Raw genomic sequence first — 26241 nt, forward strand, 5'->3', positions numbered from 1 at the left:
CGATCAGGTCGAGCAGGATCTTGGCGACCTTGATCTGGCCGGGCTGGCCACGCAGCGTCTGGATACGCGGATCGAACGGGGTGTCGGAGCCCTTCAGCGCATCGACCGAGAGCGCGCCGGCGACGAGCGCGGCATCGAAGACGCGAGCGATGGCGGCAAGCCCGGTCAACGCCAGCGTGGTCGAGACCTGCGTGCCGTTGATCAGCGCAAGGCCTTCCTTGGCGCCGAGCGCGAGGGTGCCGAGGCCGGCGCGCTTCAGCGCCTCGGCCGCCGGCAGGGTCTCGCCCTTGAGGCGGATCTCGCCGAAGCCCATCAGGGCCGCGGTCATATGGGCGAGCGGGGCAAGGTCACCGGAGGCGCCGACCGAGCCCTTGGCCGGGATCACCGGCAGGGCATCGGCCTTCAGCGCATTGGTCAGCGCCTCGATCACGACGGGGCGCACGCCGGAGGCGCCGCGCGCCAAGCTCGCCGCCTTCATCGCCAGCAGCAGGCGGACCACGCCGTCAGGCAGGGCAGGGCCGGTGCCGACCGCATGCGAGACGATCAGGTTGCTCTGCAGCTTGGCGAGATCGGCATCGGCGATGCGCACGCTGGCAAGCTTCCCGAAGCCGGTATTGACGCCATAGGTCACTGTGCCAGCGGCGACGATCTCCTCGACGATCTTCTGGCCGGAAGCGATGTTCCTGGCGCTGTCGCCGCCGAGCGAGGCGACGGCGCCGTCGAGGATCGCGCGCCAGTCGGTGAGATGGGCTGCGCCCGGGTTCAGCGAAACCGTGGTCATTGTCCGTTCCAGATGCGGGTGTGAAGGGGATTGAAACCGATGCGGTAGGCGAGTTCGGCCGGGCGCTCGATCTCCCAGATCGCGAGATCGCAGCGCTTGCCGGCTTCCAGCGTGCCGACCTCGTCCTGGAGGCCGAGAGCCTTGGCGGCATGGCGGGTGAGGCCGGCGAGCGCCTCTTCCGGCGTCATGCGGAAGAGCGTGCAGGCCATGTTGAGCACGAGCAGAGGCGAGGTCAGCGGCGAGGAGCCGGGATTGGCGTCGGTCGCCAGCGCGATCGCGGCGCCATGCTTGCGCATCAATTCGATCGGCGGCTTCTGCGTCTCGCGCAGGAAATAGAAGGCGCCGGGCAGCACGACCGCGACCGTGCCGGCCTTGGCCATGGCGATGACGCCGTCCTCGTCGAGATATTCGAGATGGTCGGCCGAGAGCGCGCCCATCTCGGCCGCGAGCTTGGCGCCATGCAGGTTGGACAACTGCTCGGCATGGACCTTGATCGCCAGGCCCTTGGCCTTGGCGGCCTCGAACACGGCCCTGGTCTCGTCCGGCGAGAAGGCGATGCCCTCGCAGAAGACGTCGACCGCATCGGCCAGCCCCTCGGCCGCGACGGCATCGAGCAACGGCCCGGCGACGAGCGCGGTGTAGTCGCCCGAGCGGCCCTTGTATTCAGGCGGCACGGCATGGGCGCCGAGGAAGGTGGTGCGCACCGTGACCGGCCGCTCGCGGCCGATCTGGCGCGCGACGCGCAGCTGCTTCAGCTCTGCCTGCTGCTCCAACCCATAGCCGGACTTGATCTCGACAGTGGTGACGCCCTCGGCCATCAGCGCGGCGAGGCGCCGGTCGGCGGACGCGAAGAGCGTGTCCTCGCTCGCCTCGCGCGTCGCCTTGACAGTGGAGAGGATGCCGCCGCCGGCTCGCGCGATCTCCTCATAGGTCGCGCCCTGCAGGCGCAGTTCGAATTCATGCGCCCGGTCGCCGCCATAGACGAGATGGGTATGGCAATCGATCAAGCCGGGTGTGATCCAGCGTCCCGCGCAATCGATGGTCTCGGCAGCCTGGAAGGCAGGCGTCGTGCTGCGTGGGCCGACGAAGATGATGCGCCCGTCACGGGCGGCGATCACGCCGTCCTCGATCGCGCCATAGGGCGCATCGACCGCAGGCGACATCGTCGCCAAGCGCGCATTCGTCCAGAGCTTGTCGCAGACAAGCGTCTCACCAGGCGCTTTCGCCACCATAGGTCCTCCCGCTACTCTTTGAGTTGAAGTCATGCTATCCAATTGCATATGCAAATGGCAAGTGTTATTTGCATATGCAAATAAGCGCCAATGACAGACGGAGCGAAACGGTGATCGAGACCCTGCATCTGGCCGAGGCGCTTTTGCCCGAAGGCTTTGCCAGCGATGTGAAGCTGACCATTGCCGATGGCGCGATTGTCTCCGTCGAGGCAGGGGTGAAACCGGCAGGGGATAAGGGCAACTTCAAGGGCATCGCGCTGCCCGGTATGCCGAACCTGCACAGCCATGCCTTCCAGCGCGGCATGGCCGGCCTCTCCGAGCGCCGGGGCGCGCCGGAGGATTCGTTCTGGACCTGGCGCGAGGTGATGTATCGCTTCCTCGACCGGCTCGATCCCGACGACGTCCAGGCGATCGCGGCGCAGGCCTTCGCCGAGATGCTGGAAGGCGGCTTCACCGCGCTCGCCGAGTTCCACTATCTCCATCACGACAAGGACGGGCGCGCCTACGCGAACATCGCGACGATGGGGCAGGCGATCGCCTCCGCCGCGCAGGAAACCGGCCTCGGCCTGACGCTGCTGCCGGTGCTCTATCGCTTCGGCAATTTCGGGCAGGCGCCCTCGGTCCATGGCCAGCGCCGCTTCGTCAACGAGCGTGACGCCTATCAGCGCCTGCTGGAAGGCAGTGCCGCCGCGATCCGCGATCTGCCCGATGCACGTCTCGGCGTCGCCCCGCATTCTCTACGCGCCGTCGCGCTCGACGATCTCGGCTGGGTTTCCTCGCTGCGCCCCAACGACCCCGTCCATATCCATGTCGCCGAGCAGGTGCCGGAGGTCGAGGCCAGCTTGAAGATCACCGGCAAGCGCCCGGTCGAACTGCTGATGGACACGATCCCGCTCGACAAGCGCTGGTGCCTGATCCACGCGACGCATCTGAGCGATGCCGAGCGTGACGGCATCGCGCGCAGCGGCGCGGTCGCGGGCCTCTGCCCGATCACCGAATCCAGCCTCGGCGACGGCATCTTCGACGGTATCCGTTATGCGCAAGCGGGCGGCGCCTATGGCGTCGGCAGCGATTCCAACATCCAGATCGATGCCGGTTCCGAGCTGCGCCAGCTCGAATATTCGCAGCGCCTGCGCGACCGCCGCCGCGCGCTCTTCGCGGAGGAAAAGGCCTCGACCGGCCTCGCCCTCTGGCAGGCGGCTTGCGCCGGCGGCGCCCAAGCCTGCGGCCGCTCCATCGGCGCCATCGCGCCGGGCCATCGCGCCGATTTTATCACGCTCGATATGGACCATCCGGCCCTCGTCGGCCGGTCCGGTGCCGAGGCGGTCGACAGCGCGATCTTCGCCGCCAATGCGATGCCTTTGCGCGATGTCGTCGTCGGTGGCAGGAGGGTGGTGGCCGAGGGGCGGCATCTCGCCCGCGATTCGGTGCGCGCTCGCTTCGCCGGCGTGATGCGGCGCCTGCTCGCAGCGTAGTAATCAGGAACGACGATGACGGAGACCCGGCTCGACGCGGTGAAACTGGACGGCGCCGGGCCGGTCTATGACCAGATCCGGCGGGCGATCCGCGACCTCGTCGTCAGCGGGGAATGGCCGCCAGGGACGAGCGTGCCGCCCGAGCATGCCTTGATGGAGCAACTCGGCGCGTCGCGCATGACCGTGCACCGCGCGCTCGTGCAACTCGCCCGCGAGGGGCTGATCATCCGCCGCCGCCGCTCGGGTACCGTGGTCGCCACGCCGCCGGCGAGCCACGCCATGCTCGACATCCTGTCGATTCCCGAAGAGGTGCGCCAGCTCGGCCAAGCTTACGCCTATGAGGTGCTGGCGCGCACCGACAGCCGGCCGTCGCCGGAGGTGGCCGAGCTCTTCGGCCTGAAGCGCTCCGACAAGGTCGCGCATCTCCTCGTCCTGCACCGCGCCGACGGCAAGCCGCATGTGCTGGAGGAGCGCATCATTCACGCTGCGGGCGTGACCGGTCTGGCGGATGAGGATTTCGCCGTAACTCCGCCCGGCGACTGGCTGCTCCAGCACAGCCTCTGGTCACAGGCAGAGCATGCGATCAGCGCGGTCGGCGCCGGCGAGGAGCAGGCCGCCCTGCTCGACATCGCGGTCGGCGAGCCCTGCCTGCTGGTCGAACGGCGAACCTGGAACCAGTCGCAGCCTGTGACGGCCGTGCGCCTGCTCTACCCCGGCTTCCGCCACCGCTTCGTTGGACGCTTCGGGCCCTATGGGGCCGCCTGAGGGCAGGGGCGTCGCGCTGCTCCGTGCAAAAGGAAAGGCCCGCCGGTTGGGCGGGCCTTCGTTTGGGCTGATCCTGTCTCAGCAGGCGTAGCGAATGCGTCGGCCCCATTCGTCGCGGCCGTAACAGGTCTGGGGCGTCGCCGCCGCGCCGATCATGGCGCCGCTCGCGCCACCGATCGCGGCGCCTGCCAGCGCGCCGCCGGCACGCCCGGTGGCCGCGCCGCCGATGATGGCGCCTGCGCCGGCGCCGATCAGCGCGCCCGTGCCGGCATTCTGTTCGCGGGCGGTACACGCGCCAAGAGCAGCGCCGAGTGCCGCAACGAGCATCAGCTTCTTGATGATCATGACCTCTCCTCCTCCGTGAGATGACGAGTAACTCGAAGCACCAAACAGCGCCGGGCGGTTAAGGTTCCGCTGGTTGGCGGGCCACCGGTGGCCCTCTTGCTCAGTCCCTGTTTTGGAGACGGGTTTTGTGTCCGCACCAAGGCTGTGAAAATTCTCGGGGTGCTGGAACCTATCCACCCAGCGACGGTTGATAGAGACAGGTCCCGCCGGAGGGCGCTTCCTCCGGCATCGCATCGCGAGACAAGGGGGAAGACGATGACCGACGTTCAAGGGGCTGCCCGCACCACCGCCAATCCGCTGATTGCCGGCGCCCGTGTCGCTGGAACGGATGTCTATAATGCGGCCGGCGACCATCTCGGCGAAATCTACGACGTGATGCTCGACAAGCTGTCGGGGAAGGTCGCCTACGCGATCATGTCCTTCGGCGGCTTTCTGGGGCTGGGCGAGAAGTATCATCCCATCCCGTGGAGCGTGCTTGATTACGATACGCAGCGCGGCGGCTATGTCGTGCCGCTGACCAAGGAACAACTCGCGGCGGCGCCGATGTATGACAGCGAGGGCGAGCCCGACTGGGAAGACAAAGCCTACGGCAAGCGTGTCCACGACTACTATGGCACGATGCCCTACTGGATGATGTAGCGGCTGCCCGGCGCAGGTCGCGGCGGTTGCTATCCCCCCCAGCCGAACCGCCGTGGCGGCGGGATGCGGGCCGAAAGGCCCGCATCTTCTTTTTGGAAGGTGCCGCAGATACGTGGATTTCGCCGATTTGGGGCCATTTTCGCCGATGGGCGGGAACAGCAGCCTCCTTCGCGCGTCTAGTCGAGGGGGGCGACGCCCGATGATCCGCAGCAGCCAGTTCCTGCAGCGGTCCGGCCCTCGATCAGGAGAAGGCGAGATGCGCATCCGCTACGGTTATCGGATCGAGTTGGCCTGTACCCATGACATGCCGTTGATCACTCTGCTCGACGTGCACCCGTCGCGTTGGCACGATCTGGCCACGCCCGACGAGATGAGGGTGACCGCCCTGGCCGACCCCTCCCTGCCGATCATGGTGACGCAGGATCTCGACGCCTTCGGCAATCTTCGTCGACGCATGGTCGCGCCCGCCGGCGGCATCCGCCTGGAATCCGAGGGAATCGTCCACGATTCAGGCGAGCCCGACATCATCAATCCGGCCGCCCGCGAGGTCTCTCCGTCGCGGCTCCCGGACTCTGCGCTCGTCTACCTTCTGGGTAGCCGCTATTGCGAGACCGACAAGCTCTTCGACCAGGCCTGGAGCCTGTTCGGGCAGGTCCAGCCGGGCTGGTCTCGCGTGCAGGCGATCGTCGACTTCGTCCACAATCACCTGACCTTCGGCTACCATTTCGCCCGTAACACGCGCACCGCCGCCGAGGCCTTCGAGGAGCGGATCGGCGTCTGCCGCGACTTCGCTCATCTCGCCGTCGCGCTCTGCCGCTGCATGAATATCCCGGCGCGCTACTGCAACGGCTATCTCGGCGATATCGGCCTGCCCGCCGATCCCGCGCCGATGGATTTCAACGCCTGGTTCGAGGTCTTCCTTGGCGGGCGCTGGTATACCTTCGATGCCCGCCATAACGAGCAACGCATCGGCCGCATCGTCATCGCGCGCGGCCGCGACGCGACGGATGTGGCGATGATCGGCTCCTTCGGGACGCACACGCTGCAGCGTTTCGAGGTCATCACCGAAGAGGTCGCGGACATGCAGATGCCCCTGATGTCGTTGCTGCCGACACAGTTCGACGCGCGCCCGGCCGCTGCCTGAACGTTATCTTGTGCGTGGTCGAGCGGCACCCATCTACCCCAGCACCATGCGCTACACCGTCATCGTCAATGCCCGCGCCGGAACGGTTCTCGAAGCCGGTGCTGACGCCTTTGCGGCGCGGCTGGAAGCGGCCTTCGCCAATCACGGCTGTGGTGCGGAGGTCCATCTCGTGCAGCCGGGCGAGATCGACGACGCGTTGTCGCTCGCGATCGAGGACCGCCACGCACTGCCGGTCCTTGCCGGCGGTGATGGTACGATCAACGGCGCTTTGCCGGTCTTGATCCAGGCCGACCGCCCGATCGGCATTCTGCCCATGGGGACGGTGAACGTGCTTGGGCGCGACCTCGGAATCTCCGGCTCGCTGGAGCAGCAGATCGCAGCGCTTTGCCGGGGCGAGCCGGTGGAGATGGATATCGGGCGAGTCAATGACCGGCTGTTCCACTCGCTTTCCGGCATGGGCTTCTTCAGCCTGATGGCGCGCGAGCGCGAATATGCGCGCCGGCGCTTCCCCTTCAGTCGCGGTACCGCCTTCGGCATCGCCGCGACGCGCTCGATCCTGTTCACCCGTCCGGTCATGCTCGACATCAAGGTTGGCACGGAACACAGCATCGTCGAGGCCGATGCCGTGCTCGTCACCGTCAATCGCTTCGAGGGCGCGGATTGGCACCGCCCGCGTCTCGACGACGGTGTCTTCGAGGTTCATGTCCTGAATGCCGGCGGGCTCTACTCGCGCAGCAAGGCGGCCTTGTCGGTGGTCTCAGGCCACTGGCGCAACGCGCAGAACCTGACCTCCTTCACCGGCGACGCGGTGACGCTGATCCGGCGCGACAAGCGGCGCGGGCACATCACCTTCGATGGCGAGGTCGAGCGCAAGGCGGGTCCGCTGAGCTACGGCCTGCTGCCCAAGGCGCTCCGGGTGATCTCCGCCCGCTCCGCCAATGCCTGACGGATCGATGGGGCAGGGGCGGTCAAACGCCACCTGTTCGACACGGCTCGCCGCCGGGTAATCTCCCGCCCGACCCCACCTGGAGACCACGCTCCTTGCCCTTGCCTCGCATCCTGGTTCCCGCTGCCGCGGCCCTGATCTTCCTCGGGCTCGCGCTGCTGATCGTCTCCGGGCGCAGCTTCTCCCTCGACACCACGCTGATCATGCTGTTTCGCGCCGCCGACAATCCGGCGGTTCCGATGGGGCCGGCCTGGTTCCACGAGGCCGTGCGTGACATGACGGCGCTCGGCAGCTTCGTCGGCCTGTTCTTCATGGCGCTGACGGCGACGTTGGCGCTCTGGCTCTGCGGCTACCGCCATCTCGCGATCGGGCTTGTCGTCAGCCTTGTCGCGGCGTTCCTGGCGAGCACGGCGCTGAAGATCGCCGTCGCCCGGCCGCGGCCGGATATCGTCGAGCATGCCGCGCTGACCTTCACCGCGAGCTTCCCCAGCGGCCATGCCTTTCTCTCGGCGGCGACTCTGTTGACCATCGCGAGCTTCGTCGGCCTGGCCTCGCGGCGGGCCGATATCGCCCGCTTCTGCATGATCATGGCCGTGATCATCGCCGGCCTGATCGGCCTGAGCCGGATCTATCTTGGCGTGCACTGGCCGACGGACGTTCTCGGCGGCTGGTGCCTCGGCATCGTCTGGTCGAGCGTCGCGACGGCATGGCTCGGGCGCAGGATGGCGGCCGCCGACCCTGCGTGATGCAAGCCGCGAAAGCGGCCGTTCAACGCATGTCGATGGTCGCGTTGACGCCGAGATCGGGCGTGCGGCCGAGAATCTTGGCGGTCGCTAGCTTGAAGGCGACGAGGACGCTGCTCGACGGTCCGTCCCAGATCTCGGCGGAGGTCGGTGTCAGCGCCAGCAAGGTCGCGTCGGGGTCGTCGGGGCCGTTCGGGAACCAGGCGCTCGCCATCGGCGTCCAGACGTCGCGCAGCGTCTCGCGGCTCGGGACCTCGGAAGCCGAGCAGGAGATCGCGGCATAGAAATTGCGGTCCTCATGGCTGATCGCCAACGAGGCGGAAGGCGAGCGCAGGGCCGCGCCGATGATGCCGGTATGGCGGTGCGTGATGAAGAGCAGGCGATGGTGGTCGCGGTCGATATGGCCGGACATCGGCCTGGTCCTGATGTCTCCATCGGCCACGATCGAGACCATGTAGACCGGGTGGGCGGCCAGCGCGGTCCAGATGCGTTCCTGCAGTTCGGTGTCGGGCATGGCGACCTCCTGCTGGGTGCGATCCTCTCGATGGCCAGCCTCGCATGGAACCGGCCCGCATGCCACGCAAACGCTGCGCGGGCGGCAACGTTCCCGGTGCGCGTGGCGGAACAGCGTGGCGCGGCTCGCGTTGCGATGGAGCCTGCGGCGCTGCCGCCCTCATCGGGAATTCTTCATGCTTCTATCGCGTAACCTACTGCTCGTGCTCGTCCTGGTGCTTGTCGCGGCCCTCGCCGTGACCGGCTATTCGCTCTACCAGGAGAAGAAGCAGCCGGACGGGGTCGAGATTTCGGTCGGCAAGAACGGACTCTCCATCAAGGAGAAGTGATCAGCATCCTGCGCTCCTGGCGCGTGATGCGGCCAGCGGGTAGTCGGCTGCCCAAAGGGCATTGGCCTTCGCAGACCAAAGGCGCTAACACCCGACCCACGAGCCTTTGTCGTGGGAGAACGAGATGAACGCGCCCTTCAAGAACCTGATCGCCGGCGAATGGGCCGGCGGCGCCAACGCCTCGCGCAACATCAATCCCTCCAACACCAATGACGTGGTGGGCGAGTACGTCCAGGGCTCGGTCGAGGACCTGAACAACGCCGTCGCCGCCGCCAAGGCAGCCTTTCCGGCCTGGAGCCGCTCCACCCCGCAGGAGCGCTACGACATCCTGAAGAAGGCCTCCGACGAGATCCTCGCCCGCAAGGACGAGCTCGGCCGCCTGCTCTCGCGCGAGGAGGGCAAGACCCTTGGAGAGGGCATCGGCGAGGCGACCCGCGCCGGCCAGGTCTTCGCCTTCTTCGCCGGCGAGTGCCTGCGCCTCGGCGGCGAGATGGTCCCGTCCGTGCGCCCGGGCGTCGGCGTCGAGATCACCCGCGAGGCGGTCGGCATCGTCGGCATGATCACGCCCTGGAACTTCCCGATCGCGATCCCCGCCTGGAAAATCGCGCCAGCGCTCGCCTGGGGCAATTGCGTCGTCCTGAAGCCGGCCGATCTCGTGCCGGGTTCGGCCTGGGCGCTGGTCGACATCCTCCAGCGCGCCGGCTTGCCCAAGGGCGCGCTCAATCTCGTCATGGGCCGTGGCTCGGTCGTCGGTCAGGCGCTGCTGGAGCACAAGGACGTCGCGGCGATCTCCTTCACCGGCTCGGTCGGCACCGGCCGCAAGGTCGCGGCCGCCTGCATCGCCGGCAGCCCGATGAAGAAGGTCCAGCTCGAGATGGGCGGCAAGAACCCGCTCGTCGTACTCGATGACGCCGATCTGAAGGTCGCCGTCGAGGTTGCGGTCAACGGCGCCTTCTTCTCGACCGGCCAGCGCTGCACGGCCTCCTCGCGCCTGATCGTTCAGGCCGGCATCCACGACAAGTTCGTCGAGGCCTGCATCGAGCGCCTGAAGGGCGTCGTCGTCGACGATGCGCTGAAGGCCGGCACCCATATCGGCCCGGTCGTCGACCAGAGCCAGCTCGACCAGGACCTGAAATACATCCAGATCGCCAAGGACGAGGGCGGCAAGCTGGTCTTCGGCGGCGAGCTGCTGAAGCGCGATACCCCCGGCTTCTATCTTGCGCCTGCGCTCTTCACCGAGACCACCAATTCAATGCGCATCTCGCGCGAGGAAGTCTTCGGCCCGGTCGCAAACATCGTCCGCGTCAAGGACTATGACGAGGCTCTCGCCGTCGCCAACGACACCGAGTTCGGCCTGTCCTCGGGCATCTGCACGACCTCGCTGAAGCATGCGACGCATTTCAAGCGCAACAGCGAGGCCGGCATGGTGATGGTCAACCTGCCGACCGCGGGCGTCGACTATCACGTCCCTTTCGGCGGCCGGAAGGGCTCCAGCTACGGCCCGCGCGAGCAGGGCGCCTACGCCAAGGAGTTCTACACCACGGTCAAGACGGCCTACACACTGGCCTGAGTCCTCGACCGTCATTGCGAGCGTAGCGAAGCAATTCAGGGGAGGCAGAGCTCCACGTCCCCTGGATTGCTTCGTCGCTTTGCTCCTCGCAATGACGGTTCAGGTTGGCAAAAGCGCCTTCAACCCACCGGAACCACGTCCACGGCGACGCCGACCTTCTGCGTGCCCGGCCCGATCACCACGCCGTCGAGCGGGGCGACATCGGCATAGTCGCGGCCGAAGGCGGTGACGATATGGTCGTCCGCGACGATCAGGTCGTTGGTCGGGTCGAGCCCGACCCAGCCGATCTCCGGCCCGCACCACAGCATCGCCCAGGCATGGCTGGCATCGGCGCCTTCGAGCCGCTTCTGGCCCGGCGGCGGGATGGTGCGGATATAGCCGGAGACATAGGCAGCCGGCAGCCCGAGGCCCCTGAGGCCAGCGATCATGATATGCGCGAAATCCTGGCAGACGCCGTGGCGCTGGGCGAAGGCCTCGGCCAGCGGCGTCGTCACCTCCGTCGCCTCGGGATCGTAGACGAAATCACGCCTGATCCGGGCCATCAGGTCGCAAGCCGCCTCCAGCACCGGCCGGCCGGCATCGAAGCTCGACCGCGCGTAATCGATCACCGCAGGGACATGCGGCACGAGCCGGCTGGGATAGAGGTGATGCGCCGGCGAATCCGGCGCGAGACTCCGGGAACCGAGGGCCAGCGCCGCGACATCCTCCCAGTTCCGCGTCAGTCCGGCATGGGGCGGCGGCGGCCGGTCGACCTCGATCCGCGCCCGCATCTCGAGCTTGAGCTCGCGATGCGGCTTGGTGAGGGTGATCGTAGTCATGCGGTTGCCGAAGAAGCAGATGCCGTCATTGCGCTCGGCCGGGCGCGGCGTGATCAGCAATTCGCTCTTGAGCACGCCCTGGCCGCCGCCGTCGCGCGGCAAAAGCCGCAGGATGCAGCGGGAAAAGGGCACCGGCCGGCTATAGCCGTAGGTGGTGAGGTGGCGCAGCTCGTAGATCACGCGATACCCGTCATCCGCGAGCTTTCGGGGCCGCTATTCTGCAGGAAGTAGCGGTCTGCGATCGCACCCGAGAGCCCCATCAGCAACTGCTCGAACAGGAGGATGCTGGTCCGGTCGAGCCGGCTCGCCTCCATCGTCCGGCAATCGGCCGCGAGCCGCAGCACCAGCCGGCGTGGCGCCTCCAGCATGCCGTCATCGGCGAGCGTCGGCAGGTCGGCGATCTCGGTGTCGAGACGCTCGACCTGGAAGGCGACGGAGCGTGGGTTGTAGGGGTCGAGCATGACGAGATCGAGCACCGGCTGCAGGCTCGCGCCGAGCAGGTAGCGCGAGCGATAGGTGATCTGCGAATCCGTCAGGTCGAGCAAGGCGTCCAGTGTGTCGCCGGAGGCGTTGCTGTCGGCGAATTGCCGGGCGAAGCGGCAGGTCGCGATGCCGCGTTCCAGCCGCCGGCCGATATCGAGGAAGCGCCAGCCATTGCCGCGCACCATGTTCTCCTGGCCGAGGCCGGAAAAGGCGGCGAGCGATTTCAGTGCCCGGTCGGCGATCTCATAGGCTTCGCCCTCGCTCGGCTTGCGGCCTTCCTCGGGGTCGAGCTGGTGCTGCAGGTCGCTGAACAGCCGCCAGGCATCGACCGAAAGGCGCTCGCGGATGACAGAAGCGGTGCGCCGAGCTTCACGGAGCGACGCAGCGGCGGAGCCATAATCGTCGAGGCTGTAGAGCGCGGCATAGGCCTGTGCGGCCGGCGTCCGCTTCTCCTGTCCGCCGGGGGCGGCGCCCCAGGCGACGAGCATGCCGGCGAGCTGGCGCACGGTGTCGTTGCGCCCGGGCGCCGGATCCGGGTCGATCAGGCGGCCGAGCAGGGCACGTACCAGGCGCAGGATCGCCTCGCCGCGCTCCAGATAGCGCCCGAGCCAGAACAGGTTGTCGGCCGCCCGGCTCGGCAGCGTGCCGGTGACGCGGCGGATGCTGATGCGGTCCGGCGTCGGCAGCAGGCTGACCTGCGCGACCGGCTCCTCCGAGGTGACCCAGACATCGCTGGAGCGCACGCCGTTGCGCATGCTGACCGCCCGCGCATCGGGCTCGTCGGAGATGCGGCAGAAGCCGCCGGGCATCACCTTCCAGCCATCCGGCGTCGCGGCCGCGAAGACGCGCAGCGTCATCGGATGGGGTTCGAGCCGGCCGTTCTGGAAGACCGGCGTGGTCGAGAGCCTGACGACCTCCTGCCCGACATAGTCCATGCCGCGTGCCTCGATGTGTTCCCGCAGGGCCGAGCGCTCGGCCTCGGGCAATTCCGCGGCAACAACCTGCATCTTGTCGATGCCATTGCCGGCGCCACGAAAAGCCGGCGCGATGCTCATCTCGCCGAGCCGGTCGAGCACGACCTGCCGCTCCCGCGGCTGGCCGCACCACCAGGTCGCGATATTCGGCAGGATCAGGTCCTGTCCGAGCAATTGCCGGGCAAGCGCCGGCAGGAAGCCCATCAGGGCGCGTGCCTCGACGACGCCGGAGCCGAGCCCGTTGGCGACATGGACTTGCCCCTGCCGGACGGCCTCGACCAAACCGGCGACGCCGAGGGCCGAGCCGGAATTGAGTTCCAGCGGATCGGCGAAATCGCCGTCGATGCGACGCCAGATCACATCGGCGCGCTTCAGGCCGGCGATGGTGCGGACATGCACCCGGCCGTCGCGCATCAGCAGGTCGCCGCCCTCCACCAGCAGGAAGCCCAGATAGCGCGCGAGATAGGCTTGCTCGAAATAGCTTTCGTTGAGCGGGCCGGGCGTCAGCAACGCGATGCGCGGTTCGGCCCGCTTCGAGCGCGCGACCAGTCCGGCCCGGAAGCTCTGGAAGAAGGCGGCCAGCCGCTCGATGTTCATGTTGCGGAACATGTCGGGGAAGGCACGCGCCAGCGCCAGCCGGTTCTCCAGCGCGTAGCCGGTGCCGGATGGCGCCTGCGTCCGGTCCTGCAGCACCCACCAGCGCCCGTCCGGGCCGCGGCCGAGATCGGCGGCATAAAGCTGCAACGTCCCGCCGCCCGCAATGCCATGCAGCGGGCGCAGGTAATCGGGGCTGCCGGTGACGACGGCCGCCGGCAGGTGGCCCTCCGCGATCAGCTCGCCGGGCCCGTAGATATCGTCCAGCACGGTCGAGAGCAGTTCGGCGCGCTGCGTCACGCCCGCCGCGATCGCCCGCCATTCCGCCTCGGGAATGACGAGGGGGACATGCGAGAGCGGCCAGGCCCGTTCGCCGACGCCGGGGTCGCGCTCGTCGATATCGCCATGGACGCGATAGGAGACACCGGTATCGCGGACATGCCGGTCGGCCAGCCCGAAGCGCTGCGTCAACTCCGAGGGCGACAGCGCACACCATCCCGACAGGAAGGGCTCCCAATGCGGGCGCACATTCCCATTCTCATCGATGAACTCGTCGAAGACGCCCGGCAATGGGCGATAGCCGGCGAGCAGCGATGCGCGCCGCTCGGCCCTGCTGCGTCCCGATCGGATGCGGCCCTGCACCGGCATTCTTCGCGTCAAATCCCTGTCGGGCGCCTCAGATCCAGCGTGAGCGGGAATTCGGCGCTGCGTTCCTCCGGCGGAATCGCCAGAGGCCCGGGACTATGACCGATCGCCTCGAAACGCGCGAGCCGTCTTGCCTCCGCCTCGTAGGAATTGACCGGGGGAGTCTCGTAATTGCGCCCCCCGGGATGGGCGACATGATAGACGCAACCGCCGAGCGAGCGGCCGGACCAGAGATCGACGATATCGAAGGTCAGGGGCGCATGGACAGGGATCGTCGGGTGCAGGCCCGAGGCCGGCTGCCAGGCTTTGAAGCGCACCGCTGCGACCGCCTCGCCGGACGTGCCGGTCGCGGTCATCGGTAGGCGGCGGCCATTGCAGGTGACGAGATGGCGGCCCGGCACCAGCCCGGTCACCTTGACCTGCAAGCGCTCGATCGAGGAATCGACATAGCGCACGGTGCCGCCGATCGCGCCTTCCTCGCCCATGACATGCCAGGGTTCGAGCGCCTGCCGGATCTCGATTTCCACGCCGCCATGCGTGACCTTCCCGAAGAAGGGGAAGCGGAACTCGGCCTGCGCTTCGAACCAGACCGGATCGAAGGCATAGCCGGCGCGCTGGAGGTCGCCGAGCACTTGCCTGAAATCCTGCCAGACCATCTCCGGCAGCATGAAGCGGTCATGCAGGGCGGTGCCCCACCGGACGAGCTTGCCGTCCAGCGGCTCGCGCCAGAACCAGGCGATCAGCGCCCGCAGCAGCAATTGCTGGGCGAGCGACATCCGCGCATCCGGCGGCATCTCGAAGCCGCGGAACTCGACGAGCCCGAGCCGGCCCGTCGGTCCGTCCGGCGAATAGAGCTTGTCGATGCAGATCTCGGCGCGGTGCGTGTTGCCGGAAACGTCGACCAGAAGGTTGCGGAACAGCCGGTCGACCAGCCAGAGCGGGATTGGCGCCTCGCCGGGTTTCGGCACCTGCGCCAGCGCGATCTCCAGCTCGTAGAGCTGATCCTGCCGGGCCTCGTCGATGCGCGGCGCCTGGCTGGTCGGTCCGATGAACAGGCCGGAGAACAGGTAGGACAGCGACGGGTGCCGGTTCCAGTAGAGGATGATGCTCTTCAAGAGGTCCGGCCGGCGCAGGAAGGGCGAGTCGGCCGGGGTCACGCCGCCGAGCACAACATGATTGCCGCCGCCGGTCCCGGTATGGCGGCCGTCGACCATGAATTTCTCGGCGCAAAGCCGCGCCAGCCGCGCCTCCTCGTAGACGCCTTGCGTGATCGCAGCCGCCTCGCGCCAGTCCGTCGCCGGGTGGATATTGACCTCGATCACGCCGGGATCGGGCGTGACCTTGATCACGTCGAGCCGCGGGTCGAAGGGCGGCGCATAGCCCTCGATATGCACGGGCTGGCCGAGCTCCTCCGCCACGGTTTCGACTGAGGCGACGAGATCGAGATAATCCTCCAATCGTTCGACCGGCGGCAGGAAGACGCAGAGCACATTGTCGCGGATTTCGAGGCTGAGCGCGGTGCGGACATGATCGCCGCCGATCTCCTGCTCGCGCCGGTCCTGGACCGGCCCCAATGCGGCGGATGCCCCGATGCTCATCTGCGCCGGGCCGGGCCGCTCCTCCGTCGAGGCCGGCTCGGCCGGACGCGCTTCGGGATGATCGGTCCAGCTCGCTCCGGCCGGCCCGGCAGCCGCCAAAGGCGGGCGCGGCTCCATCGGGTCCTGCGGATGGATATGCGGATATTCGGCCTTGGGCACGACCGGCAGCGAACCCAGCGGCAAGCGGTAGCCGACCGGCGAGTCGCCCGGCACGAGGAAGAGCTTGCCGCGGCGTAGCTTCCATTTCTCCGAGCGCCAGCGGCGGTCGCTCGCACCGGCCTGCCAGCGCTGCACCGGGATGACATAGCCGCGCGGATTGCCAAGGCCGAGCTCGAAGACGCGCGCCATCCGCGAGCGCTCCTCCGGGTCGGAGAGGCGCGAATCGAGCGGGTCGACATTGTCGGGAAGCTGCGCTTCCTTGAGCAGCCAGACGCCGGTATCCTCATAGGCCGGCACGACATAATCGGCGCCGAGCCCGAGCTTTTTGGAGAGTCCCTGCGCCAAGGCCTCGGCGTCGCGGATGGTGGCGCTGATCTCCAGTTCGCGATCGCCGCCGGTCCGGGCCTCCGGCTCGCGGGCGATGAGATCGGCATTGCGCCAGATCGGTTCGCCGTCGCGGCGCCAGTACAGGGCGAAGGCCCAGCGCGGCAGGGTTTCGCCCGGATACCATTTGCCCTGGCCGTAATGCAGCATCCCGCCCGGCGCGAAGCGCTGGCGCAGCCGCCGGATCAGCGTGTCGGCGCGCTGGCGCTTGGTCGGGCCGACCGCGGCGATATTCCATTCCGCGCCGGTCTGGTCGTCGATCGAGACGAAGGTCGGCTCGCCGCCCATGGTGAGGCGGACATCCTGCGCCTTGAGATCGGCCTCGACCTTGTCGCCGAGGGCATCGAGCTCGGCCCAGGAGGCATCGGAGAAGGGCAGGGTGATGCGCGGCACCTCATGCACGCGCGTCACGCTCATCTGGAAGTCGAAATTCGTCTCGGCATAGCTCGCGACGCCCGAGACCGGCGCGGCCGAGCGATAATGCGCCGTCGCCGCCAGCGGCAGATGGCCCTCGCCGGTGAGAAGGCCCGAGGTCGGATCGAGCCCGACCCAGCCGGCGCCGGGGATGTAGACCTCGGCCCAGGCATGCAGGTCGGTGAAGTCCTTGTCGGTCCCGCGCGGGCCTTCGAGCGGATCGATATCAGCCTTCATCTGGATCAGGTAGCCGGAGACGAAGCGCGCGGCGAGGCCGAGATGCCGGAGCGCCTGGACCAGGAGCCAGCTCGTGTCGCGGCAGGAGCCCGAGCCGATCGACAGCGTATGCTCCGGCCCCTGCACGCCGGGCTCCATGCGGATGCCATAGGCGATGCGCTGCTGCAGCCGTGCGTTGAGGTCGACGATGAAGGTGACGGTGTTCAGCGGCTCGCGCGGCAGCTCGGCGAGAAAGGCCGACAGTAGCGGCCCGGCTGGCTCCTTCACCAGATAGGGCGCGAGCTCCTCGATCTGCTCGGGGGTATAGGCGAAGGGGAAGGTCTCGGCCTGTGTCTCCACGAAGAAGTCGAAGGGGTTGATGATCGACAATTCGGTGACGACGTCGACCTCGATCCGGAATTCCATGACGGGTTCGGGGAAGACGTAGCGCGCCAGCCAGTTGCCGGCCGGATCCTGCTGCCAGTTCACGAAATGCTGCGCCGGCGTCACCTTCAGCGAGTAGCTCTCGATTCCGGCCCGGCAATGCGGCGCCGGCCGCAGGCGCACGATCTGCGGCCCGAGCGTGACCGGCCGGTCGTAGCGATAATGCGTGACGTGGTTCAGTGCGGCGATGATGGCCAAGCTTCGCCCCCTAGTCCGCAGCGGTAACCGCCTGCAACGTCAGGTTAGCGGCGCGGCCGGCATGCGCAAGGCGCCGTTATGGTCTCAATGGCGCCGGGAAGAGGCTCGCTGCTCAAGAGATGTGCAAAATGCCTTGCTCCGCCCGCTCCATCGCCGTTGGTCGACTGGACAGCCAAGGCCGAGTGGTTGCAGATAGCGCCCAACGGGCGGCTAGCGCCCGCGAAACACGAACGATGGGGAAATCGATGCGTCACGTAGCCAAGTTGATGGCGGTTTCGGCCTTTGCGGCCCTGATGTCGAGCACCGCCGCCTTCGCGCAGACGCCGAAGGACACGGTCGTGATGGCCAAGCAGATCGACGATATCATCACGCTCGATCCGGCCGAGGCCTTCGAGTTTTCCGGCGTCGAGGTCGGCGCGAACGTCTACGACAAGCTGATCAACGTCGATATCGCGAACAACAACGCGCTGGTCCCGGATCTCGCTGAGAGCTGGAGCGTCGGCCCCGACGGCCTGACCTACACCTTCAAGCTGCGCAAGGGCGTCAAGTTCCACTCCGGCAACCCGGTGACGGCGGCCGACGTGGTCTATTCCTTCCAGCGCGCCGTCACCCTCAACAAGTCGCCCGGCTTCATCCTGCGCCAGTTCGGCTTCGTCGCCGAGAACGTGCTCGACAAGGTCAAGGCGGTCGACGAGAACACCGTCCAGATCACCGTCTCGAAGCCCTACGCCCCGACCTTCTTCTATAACTGCCTGACCTCCGGTGTCGCTGCGATCGTCGACTCGAAGCTGGTCAAGGCCAATGAGAAGGACGGCGACTGGGGCAATGGCTGGCTGAAGCTGAACTCGGCCGGCTCCGGCGCCTACAAGGTCCGCAGCTACCGTCCGAACGAGCAGTACACGCTCGAGGCCAACGAGGCCTGGTACAAGGGTGCGCCGAAGAGCAAGCGTATCGTCGTGCGCCATGTCGCCGAGCCGGCCTCGCAGCGCCTCCTCGTCGAAAAGGGTGACGTCGACATCGCCCGCAACCTCTCCAAGGACCAGCTTGAGGCCGTCAAGAAAAACGACGCGATCAAGATCGTCCAGGGCGACAAGGGCTACATCCTCTATCTCGGCCTGAACCAGAAGAACCCGAACCTCGCGAAGCCCGAGGTCCGCGAGGCGCTGAAGCTCCTGGTCGATTACGGCTCGATCGAGAAGAACATCCTCGAGGGCACCTACAAGCACCATGAGTCGTTCCTGCCGCAAGGCTTCCTCGGCGCGATCTCGGACAAGCCCTACCAGCTCAACGTCGCCAAGGCGAAGGAGCTGCTCGCCAAGGCCGGCCTCAGCAACGGCTTCACCGTGACCATGGACACCCGCTCGATCTCCCCGATCACGGACATAGCGCAGGCGATCCAGGCGACCTGGGCTCAGGCCGGCGTCAAGCTGGAGATCATCCCCGGCGACGGCAAGCAGACCCTGACCAAGTACCGCGCCCGCACCCACGACATCTATATCGGCCAGTGGGGCCCGGACTATCTCGACCCGCACACCAATGCCGAGACCTTCGCCATCAACGAGGACAATGGCGAGGAGGCGAAGTCGAAGACGCTGGCCTGGCGCAATGCCTGGAACATCCCGGACATGACCAAGGTCACCCAGAGCGCCGTGCTGGAATCCGACGCCAACAAGCGCAAGACCACTTATGAGGCTCTGCAGCGCGAGCACCAGAAGGTCTCGCCCTTCGTCATCATGTTCCAGCAGATCGAGGTCTCGGCCGAGCACAAGAACGTGAACGGCTGGGTCATCGGACCGAGCTCCGACACCAACCGCTACGCCACCATCGTCAAGAACTGAGGCTTTTGCCTCAAGCGCCCGCCACGGCCATCAAGCCATGGCGGGCTTCCCTTATTCGGACAGGCCGTCATTCCGGGCTTGACCCGGAATCTATCGTAGAGCGCAGCGCCTTATGATGGATTCCGGATCGGCGCCGCTATCGCGGCTTGTCCGGAATGACGCAAGATTGGTCCGCCTGAGCATCAGGCCATTGAAACGGAGGCGGGTCATGACAGCCGTGACGCAAGCTCCCCCCAGCAAGGCGGCTTCGCCGGGAAGGCTCGGCCGCTGGAGCCGCGCGCTTTCGCGCGAATTGACGACCGTGGTCATCACCATGTTCGGCCTGCTGTTGGTCACCTTCTTCATCGCCCGCGTCATCCCGATCGACCCGGTGCTCGCCGTCGTCGGCGACAACGCCAAGCCCGAGACCTATGAGGCGGCGCGCATCGAGCTTGGCCTCGACAAGCCGCTCTGGCAGCAATTCGCCATCTATATCGGCAAGGTCTTCACCGGGAATCTCGGCACCTCCGTGCTGACCTCGAACCCCGTCGTCGAAGACATCAAGCGCGTCTTCCCGGCGACGCTGGAGCTCGCGACGCTCGGCACGCTGATCGGCGTGCTCATCGGCGTGCCGCTCGGCATCCTCGCCGCCGTCAATCAGGGCCGCTGGCAGGATCAGGTCGCCCGCGTCGTCGGCCTCGTCGGCTATTCCGTCCCGGTCTTCTGGATCGGCCTGATGGCGCTGCTGCTGTTCTACGCCAAGCTCGGCTGGGTCTCTGGTCCCGGCCGCATCTCGGTCGTCTGGCAGGACATCGTCACCACGCGCACCGGCGTCATCATGATCGACGCCGCGCTGGAGGGCGAATGGGAGGCGTTCTGGGACGCTTTCTCGCACCTGATCCTGCCGGCCCTGGTGCTCGGCCTGCTCTCGGTCGCCTATATCAGCCGCATGACGCGCAGCTTCATGATCACAGAGCTGCAGCAGCAATATGTCATCGCCGCCCGCGTGAAAGGCGTCTCCGAGACCGCCGTGATCTGGCGCCACGCGTTGCGCAACGCCGCCGTGCCGCTCTTCACCGTGATAGCGCTCTCCTACATGCATCTGCTGGAGGGCTCGGTGCTGACCGAGACGATCTTCGCCTGGCCGGGCCTCGGCCGCTATCTTACCAACGCGCTGCTCAACGCCGACATGAACGCCGTGCTCGGCGGCACGCTGGTGGTCGGCGTCGTCTTCATCGGGGTCAATCTCCTGACCGACATCATCGGCCGCCTGGCCGATCCGCGCGTGCGCTGAGGAGGCGGACATGAGCGATACCTCCTCTCCCGGCCTGCATGCCTGGCTGATCAGCGACTCGCCGGAATCGCGCCGACAGGCCCGTCTCGGCCAGCTCTACCGGCAATGGCTCGCCTTCAAGCGCAACCCGATGGCGGTGGCGGGCCTCGCCATCATCGTCCTGCTGCTGCTGATCGCCGCCTTCGCGCCGGTGATCGCGCCCTTCGATCCGATCGCGCAGGCGCTCGACAAGCGGCTCCTGCCGCCCTCGGCGACCAACTGGTTCGGCACCGACGCGCTCGGCCGCGACATCTTCAGCCGCATCGTCTACGGCACGCGGATCACGCTGGTCATCGTGCTGCTGGTGGTCGTCACCGTCGGCCCCTTCGGCCTGCTGATCGGCGCGATCTCCGGCTATTACGGCGGCTGGGTCGACCGTCTGCTGATGCGCATCACCGACGTCTTCCTGGCCTTCCCGCGCCTCGTTTTGGCGCTGGCCTTCGTCGCGGCTCTCGGACCCGGCATCGTCAACGCCATCATCGCCATCGCGATCACGACCTGGCCGCCTTATGCCCGCGTCGCCCGCGCCGAGACGATGGTGATCCGCAACCAGGACTATATCGCCGCGATGCGCCTGCAGGGCGCTTCTCAGGCCCGCATCATCTGGAAGCATGTCGTGCCGATGTGCATGTCCTCGCTGATCGTGCGCACCACCTTCGACATGGCCGGCATCATCCTGACGGCCGCCGGCCTCGGCTTCCTCGGCCTCGGCGCGCAGCCGCCCATGCCGGAATGGGGCGCGATGATCTCGGCCGGCCGCGAGCAGATCTTCGACCAGTGGTGGGTCGCGACCTTCCCCGGCGTCGCGATCTGCATCGTCGCGCTCGGCTTCAACCTGCTCGGCGACGGGCTCCGCGACGTCATGGATGCGAGGTAAGCCGATGGCGAGCGAGCAGCCTCTTCTCGAAGTCGACAATCTCAAGGTCGATTTCCATACGCCGACCGGCATCGTCCGGGCCGTGCGCGGCCTCTCCTTCACGCTGGGCCGCGAGCGGCTCGGCATCGTCGGCGAGTCCGGCTCGGGCAAGTCGATGACCGGCCGCGCCATTCTCGACCTGATCCCGCATCCGGGCGTTGTCAGCGCCGAGCGCATGCGCTTCCGCGGCCAGGACCTGACGGCCATGGACAAGGGCAACAGGCGCAAGCTCCGCGGCCGCCATATCTCCATGGTGATGCAGGATCCGAAATTCTCGCTGAACCCGGTCGAGACCGTGGGCAGCCAGATCGCCGAGGCCTATCGCATCCACCGCAAGGCCGGCCCCCGCGAGGCGCGCGAGCGCAGCCTCGCCATGCTGGAGCAGGTGCAGATCCGCGAGCCCGCCCGCGTCTACGACCTCTATCCGCACGAGGTCTCGGGCGGCATGGGCCAGCGCGTCATGATCGCGATGATGCTGATCGCCGAGCCCGAGGTGCTGATCGCCGACGAGCCGACCTCGGCGCTCGACGTTACCGTCCAGCTCCAGATCCTCAAGATCCTCGACGATCTCGTCACCGAGCGCGGCATGGGGCTGATCTTCATCAGCCACGACCTGCATCTGGTGCAGTCCTTCTGCGACCGCGTCATCGTCATGTATGGCGGCAAGGTCATGGAGACGCTGCCGGCGACCGAACTCGCCGACCCCTCCGCGCGCAGCCGCCGCCATCCCTATACGCTCGGCCTGCTCGAATGCCTGCCGGATCTCGATCATCCGCGAGCGAAGCTCGCCACCCTCAACCGTGACCCGGCGTGGCTGGCATGACGAACGCAGCGATCTCCGTCGACAAGCTCAACGTCTCCTTCGGCGACTCCCATGTCGTGAAGGACCTCTCCTTCGAAGTCCGCAAGGGCGAGAGCTACGGCCTCGTCGGCGAGTCCGGCTCGGGCAAGTCGACCGTTCTGCGCGTGCTTTCCGGGCTCAACCGCGAATGGAGCGGCGCGGTCGCGATCGAGGGCGCGGTGCAGCCCAAGGTCCGCGACAAGGCGTTCTACCGCAACGTCCAGATGGTCTTCCAGGACCCCTATGGCTCGCTGCATCCCAAGAAGACGGTCGACGACACGCTGGCCGAGCCGCTCGCGATCCACGGTCTCGACAATGCCGAGGCGCGCATCGGCAAGGCGCTCTCCGATGTCGGCCTGCCGGCCTCGTTCCGCTTCCGCTATCCGCACCAGCTCTCGGGCGGCCAGCGCCAGCGCGTCGCGATCGCGCGGGCACTCGTACTCGAACCCTCGATCCTGCTGCTGGACGAGCCGACCTCGGCGCTCGATGTCTCGATCCAGGCGGAGGTGCTGAACCTGCTCGCGGCGCTCAGGCAGGAGCGCAAGCTGACCTATATCCTCGTCAGCCACGATCTCTCGGTCGTCGGCCACATGTGCGAGCGGTTGCTGGTCATGCAGTTCGGCCGCGCCGTCGAGGAAATGACGGTCGAGACGCTGGCCGCGCGCCAGCCGCACACGGCCTATGCCCAGCAATTGCTGACGGCGAGCGCGGGTTTTAGGCGCGCGGGCTGAGCGGCGAGGGGATCGGCCCTGCGCCGACCCCTCTTTGCAGCGCGGCAAAACCGTCCCACTCTGGCCGCAGCCTTTCGGTACGGTGTATCCCGGTTGGCCGCTCCGTCATTGCGAGCGTAGCGAAGCAATCCAGGGGACTGGGTTGAACGGCTGCGATCCAGTCCCCTGGACCGCTTCGTCGCTTGCGCTTCTCGCAATGACGGGCACCGCATTGCGAACCGGCATCGCCTGACGGAGTTGTGAGACCTATGGACGCCATCGTGGACAACGTGCTTCGGCCCGAGACCATTCCCGAGCGGACGCCGGTCCCGCCCTTCGATCTGGTGATCTTCGGCGCGGGCGGCGATCTCGCGCTGCGCAAGCTCTTCCCGGCGCTTGCCCAGCGCAACCGTGAGGGCGTCCTGCCCGGGGAAAGCCGCATCCTCGCCATCGTTCGCAAGGAGGAGGATGTCCAGGGCCTGCCGAAGCAGATCGCCAAGCGCCTCGACGAGGAGGGTATCCCGAAGGATCAGGTCGAGCTCTTCCTGCGCCGCCTGACCATGGTGATGCTCGATGCGGTGAAGCCCGAGACCTATGGCGCGCTGAAGGAGGCGCTGGGCGAGAGCGACCGCGTGCGCTCCTTCTATCTGTCGACGCCGCCCGACCTCTTCATCCCGATCTGCGAGAACCTCGCCAAGGCCGATATCCTGACGCCGACCTCGCGCGTTATCCTGGAGAAGCCTCTGGGCCGTGATCTCGCCTCGGCACGGGCGATCAACGATGCTGTCGCCCGCATCCTGCCGGAAAGCCGCACCTACCGGATCGACCATTATCTCGGCAAGGAGACGGTGCAGAACCTGCTCGTCCTGCGCTTTGCCAACACGCTGTTCGAGCGCTCATGGTCGAGCCGCGACATCGACCATGTCCAGATCACGGTGGCCGAGACGGTCGGCCTGGAGCAGCGCGCCGGCTATTACGACAAATCCGGGCATATGCGCGACATGGTCCAGAATCATCTCATGCAGTTGCTGACTCTCTTCGCCATCGAGCCGCCGAACATGCTGGAGGCCGGCGCCGTCCGCGAGGAGAAGATCAAGGTGCTGAAGGCGCTCAGGCCCATCGTCGGGCCGGATGTCCAGCGCTTCACCGTGCGCGGTCAGTACGGCGCCGGCCAGATCGACGGCCAGCGCGTGCGCGGCTATTCCGAGGAGCTCGGCCACGGCTCGAACACCGAGACCTTCGTCGCCATCCGCTGCGAGGTCGATAACTGGCGCTGGGCCGGTGTGCCGATCTATCTGCGCACGGGAAAACGCATGGCGCAGCGCTATTCCGAGATCGCCGTTACCTTCAAGCCGGTGCCGCATTCGATCTTCGGCGGCGGCTCCTGCGACCGTCTCGACGCCAACCGTCTCTTCATCCGCCTGCAGCCGAATGACGGCGTCCAGCTTCAATTGATGATGAAGGTGCCGGGCTCCGGCCGACTCAAGATCGTGCCGCGCCAGCTCGACCTGCGCTATTCCACCGCCTTCGACGAGCGCACGCCGGACGCCTATGAGCGCCTGCTGACCGATGTGATCCGCGGCGACCAGACGCTGTTCATGCATCGCGACGAGGTCGAGCAGGCCTGGGCCTGGGTCGATCCGATCATCGCCGGCTGGCAGGATTACTATCCGCATCCGCATCGCTACGCCGCTGGCTCCTGGGGCCCGTCGCAGGCGATCGGCCTGATCGAGCGCGACGGCCGCTCCTGGGCTGATCCGGATCTGGTCTGATGGCCGGCCCGCTCGCCTGGCATCGCTTCGCCACGCTGGCCGACGCTTCCGAAGCGCTGGCGGAAGCGGTCGCGGTCCGGCTGAAGGATTTGCTCGCCGGGCCGGGCAGGGCGCTTCTCGCCGTGCCCGGCGGCACGACCCCGGCCGGCTTTCTCGCTGCGCTCGGCCGGCACGACCTGGCCTGGGAGCAGGTCACGCTGCTGCCGACCGACGAGCGCTTCGTCGCAGCCGACGATGCCGCCTCGAACGAGCGCATGATCCGCGCGCAGTTCGCGCCGCTGGCGGGAGGGCGCGCCGCGTTCCTGTCGTTCCACGAGCATGGCAGCGATATCGAGGCTGCTGCCGCGCTGCTCTGCGCGAAGCTCGCCGACCTGCCGTCGATCGACCTCCTCGTCAGTGGCATGGGCGCGGATGGCCATATCGCCTCGCTCTTTCCGGGCGCCGAGACCACTTTCAACGCGGTGCCGGATAGCGGCATCGTCGTCGCTCGTCCGCCGGGCTTGCCGCCGCGCCTGTCGCTCTCGCCCGCCCGCCTGCTCGACGCCGGCTGGGCGAGCCTGCTCGTCTCAGGCGCCGCCAAGGAAGCGGTGCTCAAGGCCGCTCCCGAGCGCGGGCAGCGACCGCTGCCGGTCGATCTTCTGCTCGGCAGCGCGCGAGGGCTCGACGTCTATTGGGCGAAGGAGTAGAGCCGGATTTCCTGCTCAAATCGATTGAAAGACGAGACCATGGACGAGACTGCCGCGATTGCCCGGTTGAAGAGCTGCGGCGTGATCCCCGTCGTGGTGATCGAGGATGCCTCGCGCGCCGTCGATCTCGCCCATGCCCTGGTCGCCGGCGGCATCGATGTGGTCGAGGTCACGCTGCGCCGCCCGGCCGCGATGGAAGCGCTCGCGGCCATTGCGAAATCGGTGCCGAAGGCGCTTGCCGTGGCGGGCACGGTGGTGACGCCGGCCCAGGCCCAACAGGTCAAGGACGCCGGTGCGCAGGCCGTGGTCAGCCCCGGCTTCAGCGAGAGCGTCGACGAGGCCCTGCGCAAGGCGGGCCTGCCCTGGCTTCCGGGCGTCGCGACCGCGTCCGATTGCATGCGCGCCGTCGCGGCCGACCGCACCACCGCGAAATTCTTCCCGGCCGAGCAGGCTGGCGGCCCGCCGGCCCTGAAGGCGCTCTCCGGCCCGTTCCCGCAGATGACCTTCTGCCCGACCGGCGGCGTCGGCCTGAAGAATCTCGGCGATTATCTCGCCTTGCCGCAGGTCATCTGCGTCGGCGGCTCCTGGCTGGTCCCGGCCGATGCGATCGCCACGGGTAATTGGAAGCGGATAGAGACGCTGGCGCGCGAGGCCAAGGAAGCCTTCCAGAAGGCGCGTGGGTAAGGGCGCGGTGCGGCAACAGAAGCGCGAGAAAGGAAGCGTGTCATCCCGTGCGCGCTGCAGCGTGTAACGCTGC

The 26241-nt window shown here is 67.3% G+C and carries 23 protein-coding genes; 16 read left to right on the forward strand and 7 right to left on the reverse strand.

Annotated features, from left to right (window positions below):
* On the reverse strand, window positions 1-781 hold a 781-nt coding region (locus tag Q0Q02_RS09510), incomplete at its 3' end, for an aromatic amino acid lyase (RefSeq protein WP_293808800.1).
* On the reverse strand, window positions 778-1944 hold the full coding sequence (hutI, locus tag Q0Q02_RS09515; RefSeq protein WP_293808980.1) for an imidazolonepropionase: 1167 nt from the start codon (window positions 1942-1944) through the stop codon (window positions 778-780). The genes Q0Q02_RS09510 and hutI, both read right to left, overlap by 4 nt.
* A 182-nt stretch (window positions 1945-2126) precedes the next feature.
* Here hutI and Q0Q02_RS09520 point away from each other — a divergent pair, with 182 nt between their 5' ends.
* Complete coding sequence (locus Q0Q02_RS09520; protein WP_293808982.1) at window positions 2127-3488, forward strand: formimidoylglutamate deiminase; 1362 nt, start codon at window positions 2127-2129, stop codon at window positions 3486-3488.
* Window positions 3489-3503: 15 nt separating this feature from the next.
* The gene (locus Q0Q02_RS09525; protein ID WP_293808802.1) at window positions 3504-4253 is read left to right on the forward strand and encodes a UTRA domain-containing protein; all 750 of its coding nucleotides are present in this window, start codon (window positions 3504-3506) and stop codon (window positions 4251-4253) included.
* A 78-nt stretch (window positions 4254-4331) separates the two neighbouring features.
* Here the strand turns inward: Q0Q02_RS09525 and Q0Q02_RS09530 are convergent, their stop codons facing one another.
* Window positions 4332-4598, reverse strand: a complete 267-nt coding sequence (locus Q0Q02_RS09530; protein ID WP_293808803.1) for a glycine zipper domain-containing protein — start codon at window positions 4596-4598, stop codon at window positions 4332-4334.
* Window positions 4599-4853: 255 nt separating this feature from the next.
* Here Q0Q02_RS09530 and Q0Q02_RS09535 point away from each other — a divergent pair, with 255 nt between their 5' ends.
* From Q0Q02_RS09535 to Q0Q02_RS09550, 4 genes are all read left to right on the forward strand, one after another.
* The gene (locus Q0Q02_RS09535; protein ID WP_293808805.1) at window positions 4854-5237 is read left to right on the forward strand and encodes a PRC-barrel domain-containing protein; all 384 of its coding nucleotides are present in this window, start codon (window positions 4854-4856) and stop codon (window positions 5235-5237) included.
* Window positions 5238-5493: 256 nt separating this feature from the next.
* On the forward strand, window positions 5494-6381 hold the full coding sequence (locus Q0Q02_RS09540; RefSeq protein WP_293808807.1) for a transglutaminase family protein: 888 nt from the start codon (window positions 5494-5496) through the stop codon (window positions 6379-6381).
* A 46-nt stretch (window positions 6382-6427) separates the two neighbouring features.
* Window positions 6428-7327: a diacylglycerol kinase family protein gene (locus Q0Q02_RS09545; RefSeq protein ID WP_293808808.1), complete on the forward strand. Its 900-nt coding sequence runs from the start codon at window positions 6428-6430 to the stop codon at window positions 7325-7327.
* A 95-nt stretch (window positions 7328-7422) separates the two neighbouring features.
* Window positions 7423-8073 carry a phosphatase PAP2 family protein gene (locus Q0Q02_RS09550; protein ID WP_293808810.1) on the forward strand — a complete coding sequence of 217 codons (651 nt, stop codon included), beginning with the start codon at window positions 7423-7425 and terminating at the stop codon, window positions 8071-8073.
* A 22-nt stretch (window positions 8074-8095) separates the two neighbouring features.
* Here the strand turns inward: Q0Q02_RS09550 and Q0Q02_RS09555 are convergent, their stop codons facing one another.
* On the reverse strand, window positions 8096-8584 hold the full coding sequence (locus tag Q0Q02_RS09555) for a pyridoxamine 5'-phosphate oxidase family protein (protein ID WP_293808812.1): 489 nt from the start codon (window positions 8582-8584) through the stop codon (window positions 8096-8098).
* Window positions 8585-8759: 175 nt separating this feature from the next.
* Between Q0Q02_RS09555 and Q0Q02_RS09560 the strand changes: the two genes are divergently transcribed.
* Together Q0Q02_RS09560 and Q0Q02_RS09565 are read left to right on the forward strand one after the other, a co-directional pair.
* A complete protein-coding gene (locus tag Q0Q02_RS09560) occupies window positions 8760-8912 on the forward strand; it encodes a hypothetical protein (protein WP_293808813.1) in 153 nt (50 codons plus the stop codon).
* Window positions 8913-9036: 124 nt separating this feature from the next.
* Window positions 9037-10482: an aldehyde dehydrogenase family protein gene (locus Q0Q02_RS09565; protein WP_293808815.1), complete on the forward strand. Its 1446-nt coding sequence runs from the start codon at window positions 9037-9039 to the stop codon at window positions 10480-10482.
* A 119-nt stretch (window positions 10483-10601) separates the two neighbouring features.
* Here the strand turns inward: Q0Q02_RS09565 and Q0Q02_RS09570 are convergent, their stop codons facing one another.
* The 3 genes from Q0Q02_RS09570 to Q0Q02_RS09580 are packed head-to-tail and all read right to left on the reverse strand — an operon-like array spanning window position 10602 to window position 17409.
* Window positions 10602-11480 (reverse strand): transglutaminase family protein, encoded by an 879-nt coding sequence (locus tag Q0Q02_RS09570; protein ID WP_293808817.1) that lies wholly within the window; start codon window positions 11478-11480, stop codon window positions 10602-10604.
* Complete coding sequence (locus tag Q0Q02_RS09575; protein ID WP_293808819.1) at window positions 11477-13999, reverse strand: circularly permuted type 2 ATP-grasp protein; 2523 nt, start codon at window positions 13997-13999, stop codon at window positions 11477-11479. Before Q0Q02_RS09575 ends, Q0Q02_RS09570 begins: the two co-directional genes overlap by 4 nt.
* A gap of 8 nt (window positions 14000-14007) precedes the next feature.
* Window positions 14008-17409 carry a transglutaminase family protein gene (locus tag Q0Q02_RS09580; protein WP_293808821.1) on the reverse strand — a complete coding sequence of 1134 codons (3402 nt, stop codon included), beginning with the start codon at window positions 17407-17409 and terminating at the stop codon, window positions 14008-14010.
* Window positions 17410-17642: 233 nt separating this feature from the next.
* Between Q0Q02_RS09580 and Q0Q02_RS09585 the strand changes: the two genes are divergently transcribed.
* The 8 genes from Q0Q02_RS09585 (at window position 17643) to eda (ending at window position 26168) form a co-directional block, all read left to right on the forward strand.
* Window positions 17643-19247 carry an ABC transporter substrate-binding protein gene (locus Q0Q02_RS09585; RefSeq protein ID WP_293808823.1) on the forward strand — a complete coding sequence of 535 codons (1605 nt, stop codon included), beginning with the start codon at window positions 17643-17645 and terminating at the stop codon, window positions 19245-19247.
* 208 nt (window positions 19248-19455) lie between these two features.
* Window positions 19456-20520 carry an ABC transporter permease gene (locus tag Q0Q02_RS09590; protein WP_293808825.1) on the forward strand — a complete coding sequence of 355 codons (1065 nt, stop codon included), beginning with the start codon at window positions 19456-19458 and terminating at the stop codon, window positions 20518-20520.
* 10 nt (window positions 20521-20530) lie between these two features.
* Window positions 20531-21436 (forward strand): nickel transporter permease, encoded by a 906-nt coding sequence (gene nikC, locus Q0Q02_RS09595; RefSeq protein WP_293808827.1) that lies wholly within the window; start codon window positions 20531-20533, stop codon window positions 21434-21436.
* Window positions 21437-21440: 4 nt separating this feature from the next.
* Entirely contained in the window at window positions 21441-22298 is an 858-nt protein-coding gene (locus tag Q0Q02_RS09600) for an ABC transporter ATP-binding protein (RefSeq protein WP_293808829.1), read from the forward strand.
* Window positions 22295-23047, forward strand: coding sequence for an ABC transporter ATP-binding protein (locus Q0Q02_RS09605; RefSeq protein ID WP_293808831.1), 753 nt, complete (start codon window positions 22295-22297; stop codon window positions 23045-23047). Before Q0Q02_RS09600 ends, Q0Q02_RS09605 begins: the two co-directional genes overlap by 4 nt.
* A gap of 260 nt (window positions 23048-23307) precedes the next feature.
* Entirely contained in the window at window positions 23308-24798 is a 1491-nt protein-coding gene (zwf, locus tag Q0Q02_RS09610) for a glucose-6-phosphate dehydrogenase (protein WP_293808832.1), read from the forward strand.
* Window positions 24798-25484, forward strand: coding sequence for a 6-phosphogluconolactonase (locus Q0Q02_RS09615; RefSeq protein ID WP_293808834.1), 687 nt, complete (start codon window positions 24798-24800; stop codon window positions 25482-25484). The genes zwf and Q0Q02_RS09615 overlap by 1 nt, the downstream gene beginning before the upstream one ends.
* A 39-nt stretch (window positions 25485-25523) precedes the next feature.
* Complete coding sequence (gene eda / locus Q0Q02_RS09620; protein ID WP_293808836.1) at window positions 25524-26168, forward strand: bifunctional 4-hydroxy-2-oxoglutarate aldolase/2-dehydro-3-deoxy-phosphogluconate aldolase; 645 nt, start codon at window positions 25524-25526, stop codon at window positions 26166-26168.
* Window positions 26169-26241: the final 73 nt, after the last annotated feature.

The sequence above is a fragment of the uncultured Allobosea sp. genome (genome assembly GCF_945956895.1).
Taxonomy (GTDB): Bacteria; Pseudomonadota; Alphaproteobacteria; order Rhizobiales; family Beijerinckiaceae; genus Allobosea.